Annotated in this window: 16 protein-coding genes; 7 read left to right on the forward strand and 9 right to left on the reverse strand. The window is 70.9% G+C overall.

What is annotated here, in order from left to right:
* Window positions 1-29 precede the first annotated feature (29 nt).
* On the reverse strand, window positions 30-338 hold the full coding sequence (gene groES, locus AB0K17_RS10700) for a co-chaperone GroES (RefSeq protein ID WP_004955293.1): 309 nt from the start codon (window positions 336-338) through the stop codon (window positions 30-32).
* Between the two features lie 309 nt (window positions 339-647).
* On the reverse strand, window positions 648-1,550 hold the full coding sequence (locus tag AB0K17_RS10705) for a polysaccharide deacetylase family protein (protein WP_365982791.1): 903 nt from the start codon (window positions 1,548-1,550) through the stop codon (window positions 648-650).
* 127 nt (window positions 1,551-1,677) lie between these two features.
* Between AB0K17_RS10705 and AB0K17_RS10710 the strand changes: the two genes are divergently transcribed.
* From AB0K17_RS10710 to AB0K17_RS10720, 3 genes are all read left to right on the forward strand, one after another.
* On the forward strand, window positions 1,678-2,892 hold the full coding sequence (locus AB0K17_RS10710) for a class I SAM-dependent methyltransferase (protein WP_365982792.1): 1,215 nt from the start codon (window positions 1,678-1,680) through the stop codon (window positions 2,890-2,892).
* A gap of 149 nt (window positions 2,893-3,041) precedes the next feature.
* Entirely contained in the window at window positions 3,042-3,560 is a 519-nt protein-coding gene (locus AB0K17_RS10715) for a hypothetical protein (RefSeq protein ID WP_365982793.1), read from the forward strand.
* A gap of 82 nt (window positions 3,561-3,642) precedes the next feature.
* The gene (locus AB0K17_RS10720; RefSeq protein ID WP_365982794.1) at window positions 3,643-4,488 is read left to right on the forward strand and encodes a DUF4097 family beta strand repeat-containing protein; all 846 of its coding nucleotides are present in this window, start codon (window positions 3,643-3,645) and stop codon (window positions 4,486-4,488) included.
* Window positions 4,489-4,519: 31 nt separating this feature from the next.
* Here the strand turns inward: AB0K17_RS10720 and AB0K17_RS10725 are convergent, their stop codons facing one another.
* Window positions 4,520-4,951 (reverse strand): MarR family transcriptional regulator, encoded by a 432-nt coding sequence (locus AB0K17_RS10725; protein WP_365965675.1) that lies wholly within the window; start codon window positions 4,949-4,951, stop codon window positions 4,520-4,522.
* A 125-nt stretch (window positions 4,952-5,076) separates the two neighbouring features.
* Between AB0K17_RS10725 and AB0K17_RS10730 the strand changes: the two genes are divergently transcribed.
* Window positions 5,077-5,940, forward strand: coding sequence for an MBL fold metallo-hydrolase (locus AB0K17_RS10730; protein WP_365965676.1), 864 nt, complete (start codon window positions 5,077-5,079; stop codon window positions 5,938-5,940).
* Window positions 5,941-5,948: 8 nt separating this feature from the next.
* On the opposite strand, the gene AB0K17_RS10735 is transcribed toward AB0K17_RS10730, so the two are convergent.
* Window positions 5,949-6,464, reverse strand: a complete 516-nt coding sequence (locus AB0K17_RS10735; protein ID WP_365982795.1) for a DUF1772 domain-containing protein — start codon at window positions 6,462-6,464, stop codon at window positions 5,949-5,951.
* A 5-nt stretch (window positions 6,465-6,469) separates the two neighbouring features.
* Window positions 6,470-7,132: a maleylpyruvate isomerase family mycothiol-dependent enzyme gene (locus AB0K17_RS10740; protein ID WP_365982796.1), complete on the reverse strand. Its 663-nt coding sequence runs from the start codon at window positions 7,130-7,132 to the stop codon at window positions 6,470-6,472.
* A 71-nt stretch (window positions 7,133-7,203) separates the two neighbouring features.
* Between AB0K17_RS10740 and AB0K17_RS10745 the strand changes: the two genes are divergently transcribed.
* The 3 genes from AB0K17_RS10745 to coaD all read left to right on the forward strand — a co-directional run bounded on the left by AB0K17_RS10745 (window position 7,204) and on the right by coaD (window position 9,974).
* Entirely contained in the window at window positions 7,204-8,139 is a 936-nt protein-coding gene (locus AB0K17_RS10745; protein WP_365965679.1) for a LysR substrate-binding domain-containing protein, read from the forward strand.
* Between the two features lie 132 nt (window positions 8,140-8,271).
* On the forward strand, window positions 8,272-9,489 hold the full coding sequence (locus AB0K17_RS10750) for a lipase family protein (protein ID WP_365982797.1): 1,218 nt from the start codon (window positions 8,272-8,274) through the stop codon (window positions 9,487-9,489).
* A 65-nt stretch (window positions 9,490-9,554) separates the two neighbouring features.
* The gene (gene coaD / locus AB0K17_RS10755; RefSeq protein WP_365982798.1) at window positions 9,555-9,974 is read left to right on the forward strand and encodes a pantetheine-phosphate adenylyltransferase; all 420 of its coding nucleotides are present in this window, start codon (window positions 9,555-9,557) and stop codon (window positions 9,972-9,974) included.
* A gap of 159 nt (window positions 9,975-10,133) precedes the next feature.
* Here coaD and AB0K17_RS10760 read toward each other — a convergent pair whose 3' ends face one another.
* From AB0K17_RS10760 to AB0K17_RS10775, 4 genes are all read right to left on the reverse strand, one after another.
* The gene (locus AB0K17_RS10760) at window positions 10,134-10,577 is read right to left on the reverse strand and encodes a nitroreductase family deazaflavin-dependent oxidoreductase (protein WP_365965682.1); all 444 of its coding nucleotides are present in this window, start codon (window positions 10,575-10,577) and stop codon (window positions 10,134-10,136) included.
* Window positions 10,578-10,912: 335 nt separating this feature from the next.
* Window positions 10,913-11,131, reverse strand: a complete 219-nt coding sequence (locus AB0K17_RS10765) for a DUF397 domain-containing protein (protein ID WP_365982799.1) — start codon at window positions 11,129-11,131, stop codon at window positions 10,913-10,915.
* Window positions 11,128-11,934: a helix-turn-helix transcriptional regulator gene (locus AB0K17_RS10770; RefSeq protein WP_365982800.1), complete on the reverse strand. Its 807-nt coding sequence runs from the start codon at window positions 11,932-11,934 to the stop codon at window positions 11,128-11,130. The genes AB0K17_RS10765 and AB0K17_RS10770 overlap by 4 nt, the downstream gene beginning before the upstream one ends.
* A gap of 403 nt (window positions 11,935-12,337) precedes the next feature.
* Window positions 12,338-13,039, reverse strand: coding sequence for a flavodoxin family protein (locus AB0K17_RS10775; RefSeq protein ID WP_365982801.1), 702 nt, complete (start codon window positions 13,037-13,039; stop codon window positions 12,338-12,340).
* Between the last annotated feature and the right edge of the window lie 146 nt (window positions 13,040-13,185).

The raw sequence follows: 13,185 nt of genomic DNA on the forward strand, positions 1-13,185 counted from the left end.
GCCAGGGGCGCAGACGTGTTGCTGGTGAATTACTTCTCGATGATCGCGAGCACGTCGCGAGCCGAGAGGACGAGGTACTCGTCGCCGTTGTACTTCACCTCGGTGCCGCCGTACTTGCTGTACAGAACGACGTCGCCGACCTTCACGTCGAGCGGGAGGCGCTCGCCGTTCTCGAAGCGGCCCGGGCCCACGGCCAGGACAGCGCCCTCCTGGGGCTTCTCCTTGGCGGTGTCCGGAATGACCAGGCCGGAGGCCGTGGTCTGCTCGGCGTCGAGCGGCTGGACCACGATGCGGTCCTCGAGCGGCTTGATGGCAACCTTGGAGCTGGCGGTCGTCACGATCCGACCTCCCCCTTCGGAGATCTCACGGGGTTAACTGTCTGAGGTGGCGACCAGGTCGATCCGTCGTCGCGGGTGCCGGACCTGCCCGTCGCTGTGTTTGGCACTCACCGAGGGAGAGTGCCAACGGAGCCGAGACTATGACGCGGTTAGCACTCGGTCAAGCGGAGTGCCAATTCACACCCGCGGCGAGCCGCACGCGTACGACGACGGGGGCCGCCCGAGGCCCTACCCACCGGGGCGCGGGTGCACTCCTGGTACGCCCCTCACGGGCCGGGCGCAGTGCCGTGGCGCCGGAGGAGGCGGGGCTCAGAGGTAGTCCTCCAGGCGGCCCACCGTGTAGCCCTGGCGCTCGATACTGCGCAGCATGTTCGTGACCATCTGCGTCATCGTCGTCCCCTTGAGCTCCTGCGGCCCGCGGAAGTGCGCCAGCACGATGTCGCCCGGCCGCAGCCCGTCCCCCTCCGCGTAGCGCATGTCGTTGATCTGCATCGTGGCCTCCCACAGGACGACCGCCCGCACCCCGCACGCCCGCGCTGCCGCGAGCGTGGCGTCGTTGTAGTTGCCGTACGGCGGCCGGAACAGCGCAGGCCGCTCGCCGAATCGTTTCTGCAGCGTCTCCTGCTGCGTGCAGATCTCCTTCTTCTGCGCCTCCGCCGACAGCGTGCGCAGGTTCGGGTGGTCGATCGTGTGGTTGTCCACGCCGTTGCGCACGCCCCCGCCCGGAGCGTCGCGCAGCTGCTCGAAGTATCCGTAGCCCTGGCCCGTGTGGGCGACGCTGTCCGTCAGGAACATCGTGAACGGCAGCTTCAGGTCCTTGGCCATCCTCACGAACTGCGGGTCCTTCTCGGCCCCGTCGTCGAAGGTCAGGAAGACGACCTTGTCCTGCGTGGGGATGCGCCGCACGATCTTCGGTGCGTCCCCGTCCCTCATCCCGTCCGTGATCTTCTTCGCGGGCGGCGCCGGCGGGGCGGCCGGCGGCCGCTCCAGCCCCCAGCGCCGGTACGCGGCGGCGTCGGGCGCCGACTCGCCCTTGCCCGGGTGCGGCGTCCCGGTGGCGGCCGAGGGGGTCGAGGAGGCGGAGGGGGAGCCCGACGGACGCGCCGCGCTCCCCGACCCGGTCGAGGAACACCCGGCTATCAGCGTCAGAACGGCAGAACCGGCGGCAGCAGCGGCGGCAGCACGTCGGCGGCCGGAGAAGAAGGGGCTCACGCTGACGATTCTTGTCCACGGGTTCGATCACTGCGAGCGGGGCATCCTCAGGCACCGGGGCCCCGCCGTCCCGGCGGCCGCGATCACGCGCGCGAGCAGCGCACATCCCCGGGGTACGTTGGAGCACGTGCCCGCACCGAACGCCGAGACCAACCCCGAGACCAGCCCGGAGACCGAGGCCTTCGCCGCCCTCCTCACCGACGAGGGCCGCCGCCTGCTGGACGACCTGCGGGACTACGACCCCGCCCGGGAGCTCGCCACCGCCACCCGGCTGCGCCGCGAGCACCCCGCCGAGCTCGTCTCCGCCGCCCTCGGACAGGCGCGTCTGCGGCAGCGCGCGGTCGCGAAGTTCGGCGCGGCCGACGCGCACCGCATGTTCTTCACCCCCAACGGCGTCGAGCAGGCCACCCGCGCCTCCGTCGCCGCCCACCGCGCCCGCCGGTTCGCCGCCCTCAGCGTACGCCGCCTCGCCGACCTGTGCTGCGGCAACGGCGGGGACGCCATCGCCCTCGCCCGCGCCGGCATCGCCGTCCTGGCCGTCGACCGCGACCCGCTCACGGCCGCGGTCGCCCGCGCCAACGCCGAGGCCCTCGGCCTCGCCGACCTCATCGAGGTCCGCTGCGCCGACGTCACCGACGTCGACACCTCCGGCTACGACGCCGTCTTCGTCGACCCCGCCCGCCGCGGCGGCCGCGGCCGCATCTTCGACCCGGAGGCCTACTCCCCGCCCCTGTCCTGGGCGATCGACGCCGCCCGCAGCGCCCCGCACGCCGCCCTGAAGATCGCTCCCGGCGTCCCCCACGAGGCCGTCCCAGACGACGCCGAGGCCGAGTGGATCTCCGACGGCGGCGACGTCAAGGAGGCCGTCCTGTGGTTCGGCACCGAACCCGGCACCCGGCGCGCCACCCTCCTGCCCGCCGGCACCCACCTGACCGGCGCGGACCTCCCCGACCCCGCCGTACGCCCCGTGGGCCGCTACCTCTACGAACCGGACGGCGCCGTCATCCGCGCCCACCTCGTCGCGGACGTGGCGGCAGCGCTGCCCGGGGACGCCGGCCTGATCGACGGCACCATCGCCTACGTGACCAGCGACGAGCTGCACCCGACCCCGTATGCCACGGCGTACGAGATCACGGACGTGCTGCCCTTCAACCTCAAGAAGCTCAAGGCCCTCGTCCGCGAACGCGGCATCGGCGTCGCCGTCATCAAGAAGCGCGGCTCCGCCGTCGAGCCCGAGGAGCTGCGCAGGAAGCTCAAGCTCGACGGCCCTCATTCCTGCGTCGTCATCCTCACCCGCGCGGCGGGCGCACCGGTGATGCTGCTGGGGCAGCCGACGACCTGACGCCACGAGTGGCGCCATATGGCACCACCCATGACACCAGAAGCTCGCCGCGTCATTTCCGCAGGTCAGAGACTCCCATCTCAGAGTGACCACCAAGGCGGTGCCACCCACCCTTGCGCATGGCGCCACAACGGTGCCATCATGGCGTCATGGATCTCACCCCGTATGTCGACACCCTCCGCCGTGAACTCGCGGTGGCCGCCGAGGCCGGCGGGGACGACGCCCGTGAGCTGGCGGAGCGGCTGACCGCCCCCCTGGAGTCGGCGACCCGCCTGACCATGCTCAACGTGCTCTCCGCCGCGATGGACGAGATCACCCGCGAGCTGGCTCCCGGCTCGGTCGACGTACGGCTGCGCGGCCTCGACCCCGACTTCGTCGTCACCCTGCCGCCGGCCGACAGCGGCTCCCCGCAGGTGTCCGCCGCCCCGGCGGAGCTGCTGGCGGCGCACGCGCCCGCCGAGGGCGACGAGGGCGGCACCGCCCGCGTCAACCTGCGCCTGCCGGCCCATCTCAAGGCGCGCGCCGAGGAGGCCGCGAGCCGCGAGGGCCTGTCGGTCAACGCCTGGCTGGTACGGGCCGTGTCGGCCGCCGTCGACGGCGGCACCCGGGCGCGTACGACGCAGAAGACGCACACCGTCGGACAGAGCATCACGGGCTGGGTGCGCTGACCGCGCCCCCCTCCGACGAACCCCTTCCCCACCACGTCCCACCAGCAGGGACGCCTCGACGACTCAAGAGGACGGCACCGCCATGCCTTCTTTCGACACGCCCTCCCCCCTCTCCGTCACCGCCCATGTGGAGGCCGGCTCCGTCCGGTTCGCCGCGAGCGACCGCCTCGACACCGTCGTCGAGGTCCGGCCCCGCGACCCCAAGAAGGACCAGGACGTACGGGCGGCCGAGCAGACCGAGATCACGTACGCCGGCGGGGTCCTGACGGTCAGGACGCCCAAGCCCCGCTACCTCGTCGGCCGCACCGGCACCGTCGACGTGACGATCGAACTGCCCACCGACTCGCGCGTCGACATGACCGGCGCCTGGGCCCAGGTGCTCGGTGAGGGGCGGCTCGGCGAGGTCCGCGTGAAGACCTCGTCCGGCGACGTCCGCCTCGATGCGACCGGCCCGCTGACCCTGACGGCGTCGCACGGTTCGATCACCGTGGACCGGGTCGAGGGCGCGGCCGAGATCACCACCAGCTCCGGCAGCCTGCGCGTCGGCACCGTCGTCGGCTCCGCCGTCCTGAAGAACTCGCACGGCACCACGACCGTCGACGCCGCGACCGGCGAGCTGCGGGTGCGCGGCGCCAACGGCGACATCGAGATCCGGCGCGCCGAGGGCTCGGTCGCCGCCACCACCGCCCACGGCACCGTGCGCGTGGGCGACGTGGCCCGCGGTTCGGTGCAGTTGGAGACCTCCTACGGCGCCATCGAGGTGGGCATCCGCCAGGGCACCGCGGCCTGGCTCGACGTCAGCTCCGGCTTCGGCCAGGTGCGCAACACGCTCGCCGCGTCCGAGAGCCCGGCGGAGACCGACGACACCGTCGAGGTCCGCGCCCGCACCCGGTACGGCAACGTCGACATCCTCCGCGTCAAGGCCTGAGCGCTCGGCTGCTTCCGGTCGACGGCGAAGTTCAACCGCGGCCGGTGATGGCCCGTTCGACCAGGCCGCGCAGGACGCCCTGCTCCTGCGGGGAGAGGCCGGACAGCGGCGAGTCCACGGCGAGGAGTTCGAGGAGGCGTGCGCGCAGTGCGGTGCCCTCGGCGGTGAGGACGAGGTGCTTCGCGCGGCGGTCGACGGGGTGCGGGTGGCGCTCGACCAGCTTCTGCTTCTCCAGCTTGTCGACGACGAAGGTGGTGTTGGAGGGCTCGCAGCACATGCGCTCGGCGAGCTCCCGCATGGTCATCGGCCCGCTCATCTCCCGCAGCGCGGTCGCCTGGGGCGCAGTGAGGCCGAGGACGGCGGCGCGCTCCCGTACGTGCTCGCCGAGCCGCTGGGCCAGCCCGTTCACCAGAGAGCACAGCTGCCGCTCGGCCATCGCCTGCGACTCCGGTGAGGTCGTCATGGCGCCAGCCTACCAACTGCATCAAGCCCACATATTTAGAGCTTGAATGATTCGAGCTTGATGCTTATGGTGATCGTCATCGCCGCAGGGACCCGACCACCGCAGGGGCCCGACGAAGGAGAAACATGGCTGACGTGACCGTGGCTCAGGACGAACGACTGCGCCGCCCCGCCGGAATCCGCTCGATCCGGCTGGGCGACACGAAGGTGTCGTACATCCCGGACGGCGACGTACGGCTCCGGCCCCTGCAGCTGCTCCAGGACACCACCGACGAGGTGTGGGCCGCCCACCCCGAGTACCTGGACGCCGACGGCCGCCTCGTGGGCAGCATCGGCGCCCTGCTCGTCGAGCACGGCGACCGCGCGCTGCTGATCGACACGGGCTTCGGCCCGCAGACGCTCACGGCCCCCGAGGGCCCGGTCGACACGATCCACGGCGGCGCGCTCCCGCAGAACCTGGCCGAGCTCGGCCGCGCCCCCGAGGACATCGAGGCGGTGGCCTTCACCCACCTCCACGTCGACCACCTGGGCTGGGCCTGCGAGCCCACGTTCGCCCACGCCGACTACCTGATCTCCGAGCCGGAGTGGGCCGGGCGCGACGCCCTGGAGGCCCAGGGCATGACCGAGCAGGTCGCGGCCCTCGCCCCGCACGTCCGCACGATCACCGACGGGCAGGAGATCTTCCCCGGCGTCCACGTGCGGATCGTCCCCGGCCACACCGTCGGGCACGCCGAGTACGTCATCACCGGGGGCGGCCGGCGGCTGATCGCCTTCGGCGACGCCATGCACACGCCCCTCCAGGTCGACCACCCCGACTGGTCCGTGGCCTTCGACCACGACGCCACCCGCACCGCCGACCACCGCCACCGCCTCGTCGCCGAACTGGCGGAGCCCGGCACGATCGGCTTCGGCGTCCACTTCGCCGACGTGGTCTTCGGCCGCGTCCAGCAGGACGGAACCGGCCCGGCCTGGCGCCCGGTGGACGCCTGATCCGGGCGCTACGCCGACGACGCCGCGGACGACGTCCTCGGGGAGCGCCCGGCAGCCGCCGGGAGGGCGAGAAGGACCAGCAGCCCGAAGGCGACGGCCGCGGACAGCGTGCGGGCGTCGTTGAACAGCTCCCAGCGCCGCAGGACGTCCGCGTAACCGGCCGGCGGCGCGGTGGCGGCCCACTGCTTGATGCGGCCGTTGATGGGAACGTTGCCGAACCGTGTGATCAGGAACGACGCGACCACCAGGGCCCCCGCCGCCCCGGCGAGGACCCGGCCCCGGCCCCGCTCCACGGCGGCCAGGGCGAGGGTGCTCAGGGCCGAGACGGCCATCGCGCCTTGCATGGTGATGCCGTTCTTCGCCATCAGGGCCGTGTGGAAATCGAGCCTCATGTCGATCGGCACGACATCGAACGTCGGGACGAGGTTGGCGGCGCCGTAGCCGAAGGCGCCCGCCAAAAGGCCGGTGGAGAACAGCGAGAGCATCCGGAGGAGCCGGGTGCGCCGGGTACGCGGGGTACGCATGGCCGTCACCGTTCGCCGGTGGACGTGAAGCGGCTGCTCTGCTCGCCGTGGAGGCGGCCGTACGGGAGTCTGCGGCCGAAGGCGAGCAGGAGGAGGTCCTGGGCGGCGCCGTACACGGGGGCGCCGGAGCCGTAGGACCAGTCCATGTCCTCGGCGCACAGCCGCACTCCGCGGAGATCGACGCCGAAGAACTTCAGGCCGCGGGGCCTGATGTCGTCGAGCAGGACGCGCAGCCGGTCCTCGGGGATCCGACGGTCGAGCCCGAGGGCGACGGTGACGTCCAGGCCGTGCACCACGTCATGGCCGAGCGCCGCCACGTACCCGCCGACCGGCGGCGTCCAGGGGTGGTGGGCGTTGTCCCGCAGAAAGGCGCCGAGCTCGCCGGTGGAGTGGGCGGCCGCGTCCCTGCGGGCGACGCGGTCGGTCATGCGGTGCAGGTTCCCGCGCGCCGCGACCAGTTCGCCCAGGGTGGCGGGCAGGGAGAGCCGGAAGCCCATCGACATGTGGGCGACGACCTCACGGACCCGCCACCCCTCGCACAGGCTGGGCGCGTCCCACGCATCGGCCTGCAGGCTGTCGAAGAGGTCGGCCAGCTCCCGGCGTTCCGCCGCGATGGCGGCCCTGACGGCCGGGGTGTCCGTCGCGTTGTCGTCCGTCGCTTTGCGCATGTGATCAAGCCTGCGGGCGGCCGATCCATATATCCAATAGACAGTTGTGCTGCGACCTAGCATTGCTGCTTATGGAACTTCGCCAGCTGCGCTACTTCGTCACCGTCGTCGAAGAGGGCGGTTTCACGCGCGCAGCAGCCCGCCTGCACCTCGCCCAGCCCGGACTGAGCGCCCAGATCCGCCAGCTGGAGAAGGAATTGGGACAGCCGCTGCTCGACCGCTCCCGCCGTTCGGTGACGCTGACCGAGACGGGCCGGGCCGTCCTGCCGTACGCCCGGGCCGCGCTGGCCGCCGCCGACGCAGTGCGGCAGACGGTCGACGCGTACACGGGACTGCTGCGCGGCCGCGTCTCCCTCGGCCTCGTCTCCGGAGCCACGGGCCACGCCTTCGACATCGCCTCCCTCCTCGCGGACTTCCACGACGCCCACCCCGCCCTGGAGGTCGCCCTCACCGAGGACACCTCGGAGCGGATGCAGGCCGCACTCCTGGCCGGCGAACTCGACATCGCCCTCCTCGGCCCCACCGACGCGGTGCCCCCGCCCGGCCTGTCCCTCCACACCGTCATCGACGTTCCGCTGGCCGTCGTCGCCGCGCCCGGGGACCCGCTCCTCTCCCCCGCCGACCGTACGAGCGTCCCCCTCGCCGAACTGCGCGACCGCCCCCTGATCTGCCTGCCGCGCGGCACCGGAGTACGCGCGGCACTCGAACGCGCCTGCGCGGAGGCGGGCTTCCGCCCCCGCGTCGCCTTCGAGGCGGCAGCGCCGCCGGTACTCGCACAGTTCGCCGCCCGGGGCCTGGGCGTCGCCGTCCTCCCGGCGGGCGAGGAGGACGGCCCGGCGTCGGACGGTGACAAACCCCTGCGAACCCTGACCATCGTCCGCCCCACCATCCGCGCCCGCATCGCCCTCGCCTGGCGCGCCACCGGCCCCACGAGCCCCGCAGCCCGAGCCCTGCTCGACCGCCTCCGCGCAGCCCTGCCCACGGCCCCCGGAAGCCCTGTGCGCTAGCGCGTGTCCGGCGGATCTCCGTCACGCGCCCCCCCGGAGCCCCTTAAGGGGCTCCGGGGGGGGGTTCCCCCCTTTGCGGGCCGGGGGGTCGCTCCATACCCCGGTGATGCGACCAACAAGCATGATCCACACATGACTTCACAACGAACGAGAATGCGCATTGCGGCCGGTGCGGCGGTCCTCGGCAGCGTGTCCGCCCTGGCCGCTCCGGCCTCGGCGGCCGGCTCCCGCGGCGAGCGTGCGCAGGGCGGGGCCGTCGTCTCCGTCGAGCAGGCGGCCGACCTGACAGCGGAGGAAGTGGCCGGCCAACTCCGGGGAGAGATCGACACGTCCTCGGTGCGCCACGGCGTGACCGCGTATCGGGTCACCTACCGCACCACGGACAGCACGGGCGCCCCCACGACCGCGAGCCAGCTCGTCGTCCTGCCCAAGAACGGGGCCCGCCACCTGACCACCGTTTCCTGGCTGCACGGCACCACCGTCTACCGCAAGGACGTCGCCTCGGAGAATCCGAGGTCGACCGACCGGCTCACCGCCCTGCTGTTCGCCTCGACCGGACGGGCCGTTTCGGCGCCCGACTACGTCGGCCTCGGCTCGGGCGAGGGCTTCCACCCCTACGGCGACCCCCGGGCCACGGTCGCGGCCTCGGTGGACGGCCTGCGCGCGGCCCGTACCGTCGCCCACCGCAACGGCCGGGAGTTGAAGCGGAAGGTGCAGGTCAGCGGGTTCTCGCAGGGCGGCCCCGCAACCATGCTGGTGGGCCGGGCACTCCAGCAGGAGGGTGCCGACCGCTACTTCCGGCTGGGAGCACTCGCCCCGGTCAGCGGCCCGTACAACCTCTCGGCCTTCGAGGCCGCCGCGGCCGACGACAAGATCGCCAAATCAGGCATCTACCTCGCCTACTTCGCCACCGCGTGGAACAGGATGTACGGCCTCTACTCGTCACCCGGCGAGGCCTTCCGCGCTCCTTACGACAAGAAGGTGGAAGCCCTCTTCGACGGCCACCACACCACCGGGCAGATCGTCGGCGCACTGCCGGCGGCCTCCAAGGACCTCTTCACCGAGGACTTCCTCAACAAGGTCCGCAAGCCCGGTGGTGTCCTGAAGGACAGGCTGCGCCCGTTGGACAACACGTGCAACTGGCGGCCGAACGCGCCGATCGAGATCTTCCACGGCCGAGGCGACAAGGACGTCGACTTCGGTCACGCGACCTACTGCGCCGACCAGTTGGCGAAGAACGGCGTCGCACTCCGCCCCACCGATGTCGGCAACTACGACCACAACGCATCGGTGCGGCAAGCCCTGCCGCGGATCGTCACGTTCTTCGACGAGTCGGCGAAGACCGACTGAAAGCGCGCGAGGCCGCGGCCCAGCGCGCCCGGCAGCCCTTGGGGCCGCTTGTTACCCTTCCGCTCATGCGAGCCCTTTTCCCAGGATCGTTCGACCCGGTCACTCAAGGGCACCAGGACGTACTCCGGCGCGTTGCCCGCCTGTTCGACGAGGTCGTCGTGTGCGTGATGGCCAATCCGAACAAGACCGGCCGCTTCCCCGTCGAGGAACGACTGGAACGACTCCGCACGGCAGCAGCCGACTTGAGCAACGTCACCGTCGACTCCCACACCGGTGGCCTGCTGGTCGACTACTGCCGCCGCGCCGGGATCGACGTCGTCGTCCGCGGAGTCCGCGGCGTGCGCGACCTGGAGTACGAAATGCCGATGGCCCGCATGAACCACGAGCTGGCCGGAGTCGAGACGTTCTTCATCGCCGCCGACCCCACCCTGGCCCACATTTCCTCCACCCTCGTCACCACGATGCGTCACGGCGGGGGTTCCTAGGACCTGTCCGACGGATCATGCAGTGCCCTGTCGGGGTGCGGTGGTGACGCGTTGGCGGCGCGGTGGTGGCGCGGTGGTGGCGCGGCGGCCGTGGCGGGCGGCCGCGGCGGGCGGCCGCGGCGGGCGGCCGCGGCGGGCGGCCGCGGCGGGCGGCCGCGGTCAGGTGCTCGGTTCGAGTACGAAGACGGGGATCACGCGGTCGGTCTTCTCCTGGTATTCGGCGTACGGCGGATACGCGGCGACCGCGCGCTCCCACCACTGGGCCCTCTCGTCCCCGGTGACCTCACGAGCGATCATGCTCCGGCGTTCGGGACCGTCCTGGAGATCCACCCGCGGGTCGGCCTTGAGGTTGAAGTACCAGACCGGGTGGCGCGGGAAGCCTCCCTTCGAGGCCACCGCCGCGTACCGCCCCTCATGCTCCACGCGCATGAGCGGAATCTTGCGGATCCTGCCGCTCTTCGCGCCGCGCATCGTGACAATGACGACCGGCAGGCCCGTGTCCCAGAGCGTCGTGCCCTGTGTGCCACCCGAACTCTCGTACAGCTCGACCTGTTCGCGCACCCACTGCGCCGGACTCGGCTCGTACTCGCCCTCAAGAGGCATCGCATTCACTCCATTGTCTGTTGTGTACGGATGTCGTGTACGGATGTCGTGTACGGGTTAGGCCACCGTTGCCGGCAAAGAGAGATCGGGCCCTGAGCTCGGACTTCCCGTGCGGGTGGTGAAGGTGGCTGAGGTCAGAACTTTGGCTGGCTACGAGGGGAGGGGTGGGGGGCCGGGGTCTGTTTGCGGTCTGCGGGTGGGCTTGGGGCTGGTCGCCGTTCTCGTGCCGTCGCGGGGTGGGGGTGCGTGAGGAGATCGCGCCGTTTGTTTGTGGCTGAGGGGGAGCTGGCTGCTGCCGCGATGTGGCTTGTGCCGGTGGAGACGCTCCGCTCGTGTCACGTGTGATGGGGCTGAGCGTCCGGCTGCAGGCCGTGGCGGGTGAGCGCGGTCAGGAATGCCGTCCACGAGACCGCGGAGATACTCACCTCCGGCCCGGGTATTCGCTTCGAATCGCGGATACGTATGCCATCCCGGGGCCCGCCACACACTTCGACGCAATCACCGCTATCCAGGTTGCTGTAGCTGGATTTGAACCAAGGCGACGTGCTGTTCACAGTTCCTCCCTCAGGTTCGCAATAAGGCGAGTGGAATCCCTTGGACTGAGAGCCACTTGGTGGACCCGCGACAGTCCATGCGTCATACGGCTGACCTTCCCAGGATCCGTCACCAGCACTTCGGCGAAGCTGCCCTCCTGGTAACCAATCCGCTCCTGGCTGGCCAGCTCCAGCACGACAAGAGACCCGCTGAGCTCCAACTGGAAGACATCCGCCGGCATGACCTGGATGGTCACGTTGCGCTGGGACCCGACTTCGAGCAGATGCTGCAGCTGCTCCCTTTGAGTCTCAGCGTCTGCAACGGGGTGACGCAGAGGCATCTCACCGATGACGAAGGAGAACGCAGTCGACTGCTTGTCCAGCAGGCGCTGACGCCCCAGCCTCAGGGCGACTCGCTCCTCGATGACTTCGTCATCGAGCGGCGGCCAGCACTTAGCGAACAACGCCCGGGCAGTCCTCTCGGTTTGCAGCAGTCCGGGGATGAACACCGGCTCACATGCGCTTCGCGCGATCGCCTCCTCCTCGTACCGGAAGAAGTCGTGTGCCGCGGGCCTCTGGGGCTCCGGCTGGAGGTACTGGTAGGCCGCCTCCAGCAGCCCACCCGCCCCGCACAGCTGATCAGCGATCTGCAGGATCCTCAGGCTGGCCCTTCGCCGCCCCTGCTCGATCGACTTGATCAACTCGACGCCCACGCACGCCTCCTTCGCCAGCTCCTCGCGCGAAATCCCCGCCCGCTGACGCCACCGCTTCAGCTGGTCCCCGCAGTACCGCCAGCCGATCGGCGGCTGGGACTCCAGAGTCATAGGACCACCCCTTCCCATCGCTACTACTCAAAGTAGCCACACGGAAGCACTAAGGCAGCGCAGATCACACGACCCGGCGACTCCACCCCTCATTCCCTCCCGCCAGTGAAGATTTCTGCAGCCAGACGCTCAGCCACACCACCACCTGACACGAGCGGAGCGTCTCCACCGGCGCAAGCCACATCGCGGCAGCAGCCAGCTCCCCCTCAGCCACAACCAAACGGCGCGATCTCCTCACCCACCCCCACCCCGCGACGGCACGAGAACGGCGACCAGCCCCAAGCCACCCGCAGACCGGAAACCAAGGCGCGCCCCCCACCCCTCCCCTCGTAGCCAGCCAAAGCTCTGACCCGCACCAGCCCACGGACGAACACCCACCCCCGCCGTCACGCACCCGAAGCCCTCACCCCCTCAGCGAGGCCGACAGCGCACGCGCCTCGTGCTCCGTCATTCGGGAGGTCTCGTACGGCACGGCGTTGACCCATCGCTGTGCCAGCCGGGCGATCCGCTCGCCGTACCGCTCCGCCGTGATCAGGTCTCCGCGGGATCCCGCCTGCTCCGGACCCTGGTCGGCGTGGCTCTGGCTCATCAGGCCCAGCCACGAGCCCAGCCGGTTGATGTCGTCGCGGGAGCCGCCGCTCCAGTTGTTGCCGGGCATGTCGCCCACGCCTATCCACTGCATGCCCAACTGTGCGCCGAAGACCGCCAGCTGTTCCAGGACCGCCAGTTTGTCGCCGCTCTGCGAGGCGGACATGGTGAACCCTCCCGCCAGTTTGTCCTTCCACGCCTGCGTCACGAACGGCGTGAACGCCGCTTCCATGAATGCCTTGAACACCGCCGACACACTGCCCATCAGCGTCGGGCAACCAAAAACAATCGCGTCGGAGCGGTCGAGCAGCGCCAGTACCTCCGCATCGTGCCAGCGGCCCGCGGTGACGTCCTCGGACCGGATCTCCACGAGGTGCACCCGGGCGCCGGGCACCAGCCGTGCCCCGTCGGCGAGGTGCTCGGCCAGGACGCGGGTGTGGCCGTGCACCGAGTGGTAGACCACCGTCACCGTGACCACCGGCGCTTCGTGCTCACGGTCAACGTCATTGCTCTGCATTGCGCTTCACTACTTCCGATGGGGGATCGCGGGGAATTCCCGCTCGCCCACCCATCCCACCCCGCCCGCACCCCGGCATCAACGCCGAACATCGACACGCAGCGATCGGTCGCACCGATCGATCGGGTTAGCCTGGCCGCGTGGAC

The organism is Streptomyces sp. NPDC049585 (assembly GCF_040675615.1).
GTDB lineage: Bacteria > Actinomycetota > Actinomycetes > Streptomycetales > Streptomycetaceae > Streptomyces > Streptomyces luteosporeus.

What these genes read in the sequence shown, in the direction of transcription:
- AB0K17_RS10720 (WP_365982794.1), top strand. Translation starts at nt 3,643, where the DNA reads ATGCCTTCTTTCGACACGCCCTCCCCCCTCTCCGTCACCGCCCATGTG.
- AB0K17_RS10760 (WP_365965682.1), bottom strand. Translation starts at nt 10,577, where the DNA reads ATGCCTCTTGAGGGCGAGTACGAGCCGAGTCCGGCGCAGTGGGTGCGC.
- AB0K17_RS10745 (WP_365965679.1), top strand. Translation starts at nt 7,204, where the DNA reads ATGGAACTTCGCCAGCTGCGCTACTTCGTCACCGTCGTCGAAGAGGGC.
- AB0K17_RS10735 (WP_365982795.1), bottom strand. Translation starts at nt 6,464, where the DNA reads ATGCGTACCCCGCGTACCCGGCGCACCCGGCTCCTCCGGATGCTCTCG.
- AB0K17_RS10715 (WP_365982793.1), top strand. Translation starts at nt 3,042, where the DNA reads ATGGATCTCACCCCGTATGTCGACACCCTCCGCCGTGAACTCGCGGTG.
- AB0K17_RS10730 (WP_365965676.1), top strand. Translation starts at nt 5,077, where the DNA reads ATGGCTGACGTGACCGTGGCTCAGGACGAACGACTGCGCCGCCCCGCC.
- AB0K17_RS10775 (WP_365982801.1), bottom strand. Translation starts at nt 13,039, where the DNA reads ATGCAGAGCAATGACGTTGACCGTGAGCACGAAGCGCCGGTGGTCACG.
- AB0K17_RS10740 (WP_365982796.1), bottom strand. Translation starts at nt 7,132, where the DNA reads ATGCGCAAAGCGACGGACGACAACGCGACGGACACCCCGGCCGTCAGG.
- AB0K17_RS10725 (WP_365965675.1), bottom strand. Translation starts at nt 4,951, where the DNA reads ATGACGACCTCACCGGAGTCGCAGGCGATGGCCGAGCGGCAGCTGTGC.
- AB0K17_RS10750 (WP_365982797.1), top strand. Translation starts at nt 8,272, where the DNA reads ATGACTTCACAACGAACGAGAATGCGCATTGCGGCCGGTGCGGCGGTC.
- AB0K17_RS10770 (WP_365982800.1), bottom strand. Translation starts at nt 11,934, where the DNA reads ATGACTCTGGAGTCCCAGCCGCCGATCGGCTGGCGGTACTGCGGGGAC.
- coaD (WP_365982798.1), top strand. Translation starts at nt 9,555, where the DNA reads ATGCGAGCCCTTTTCCCAGGATCGTTCGACCCGGTCACTCAAGGGCAC.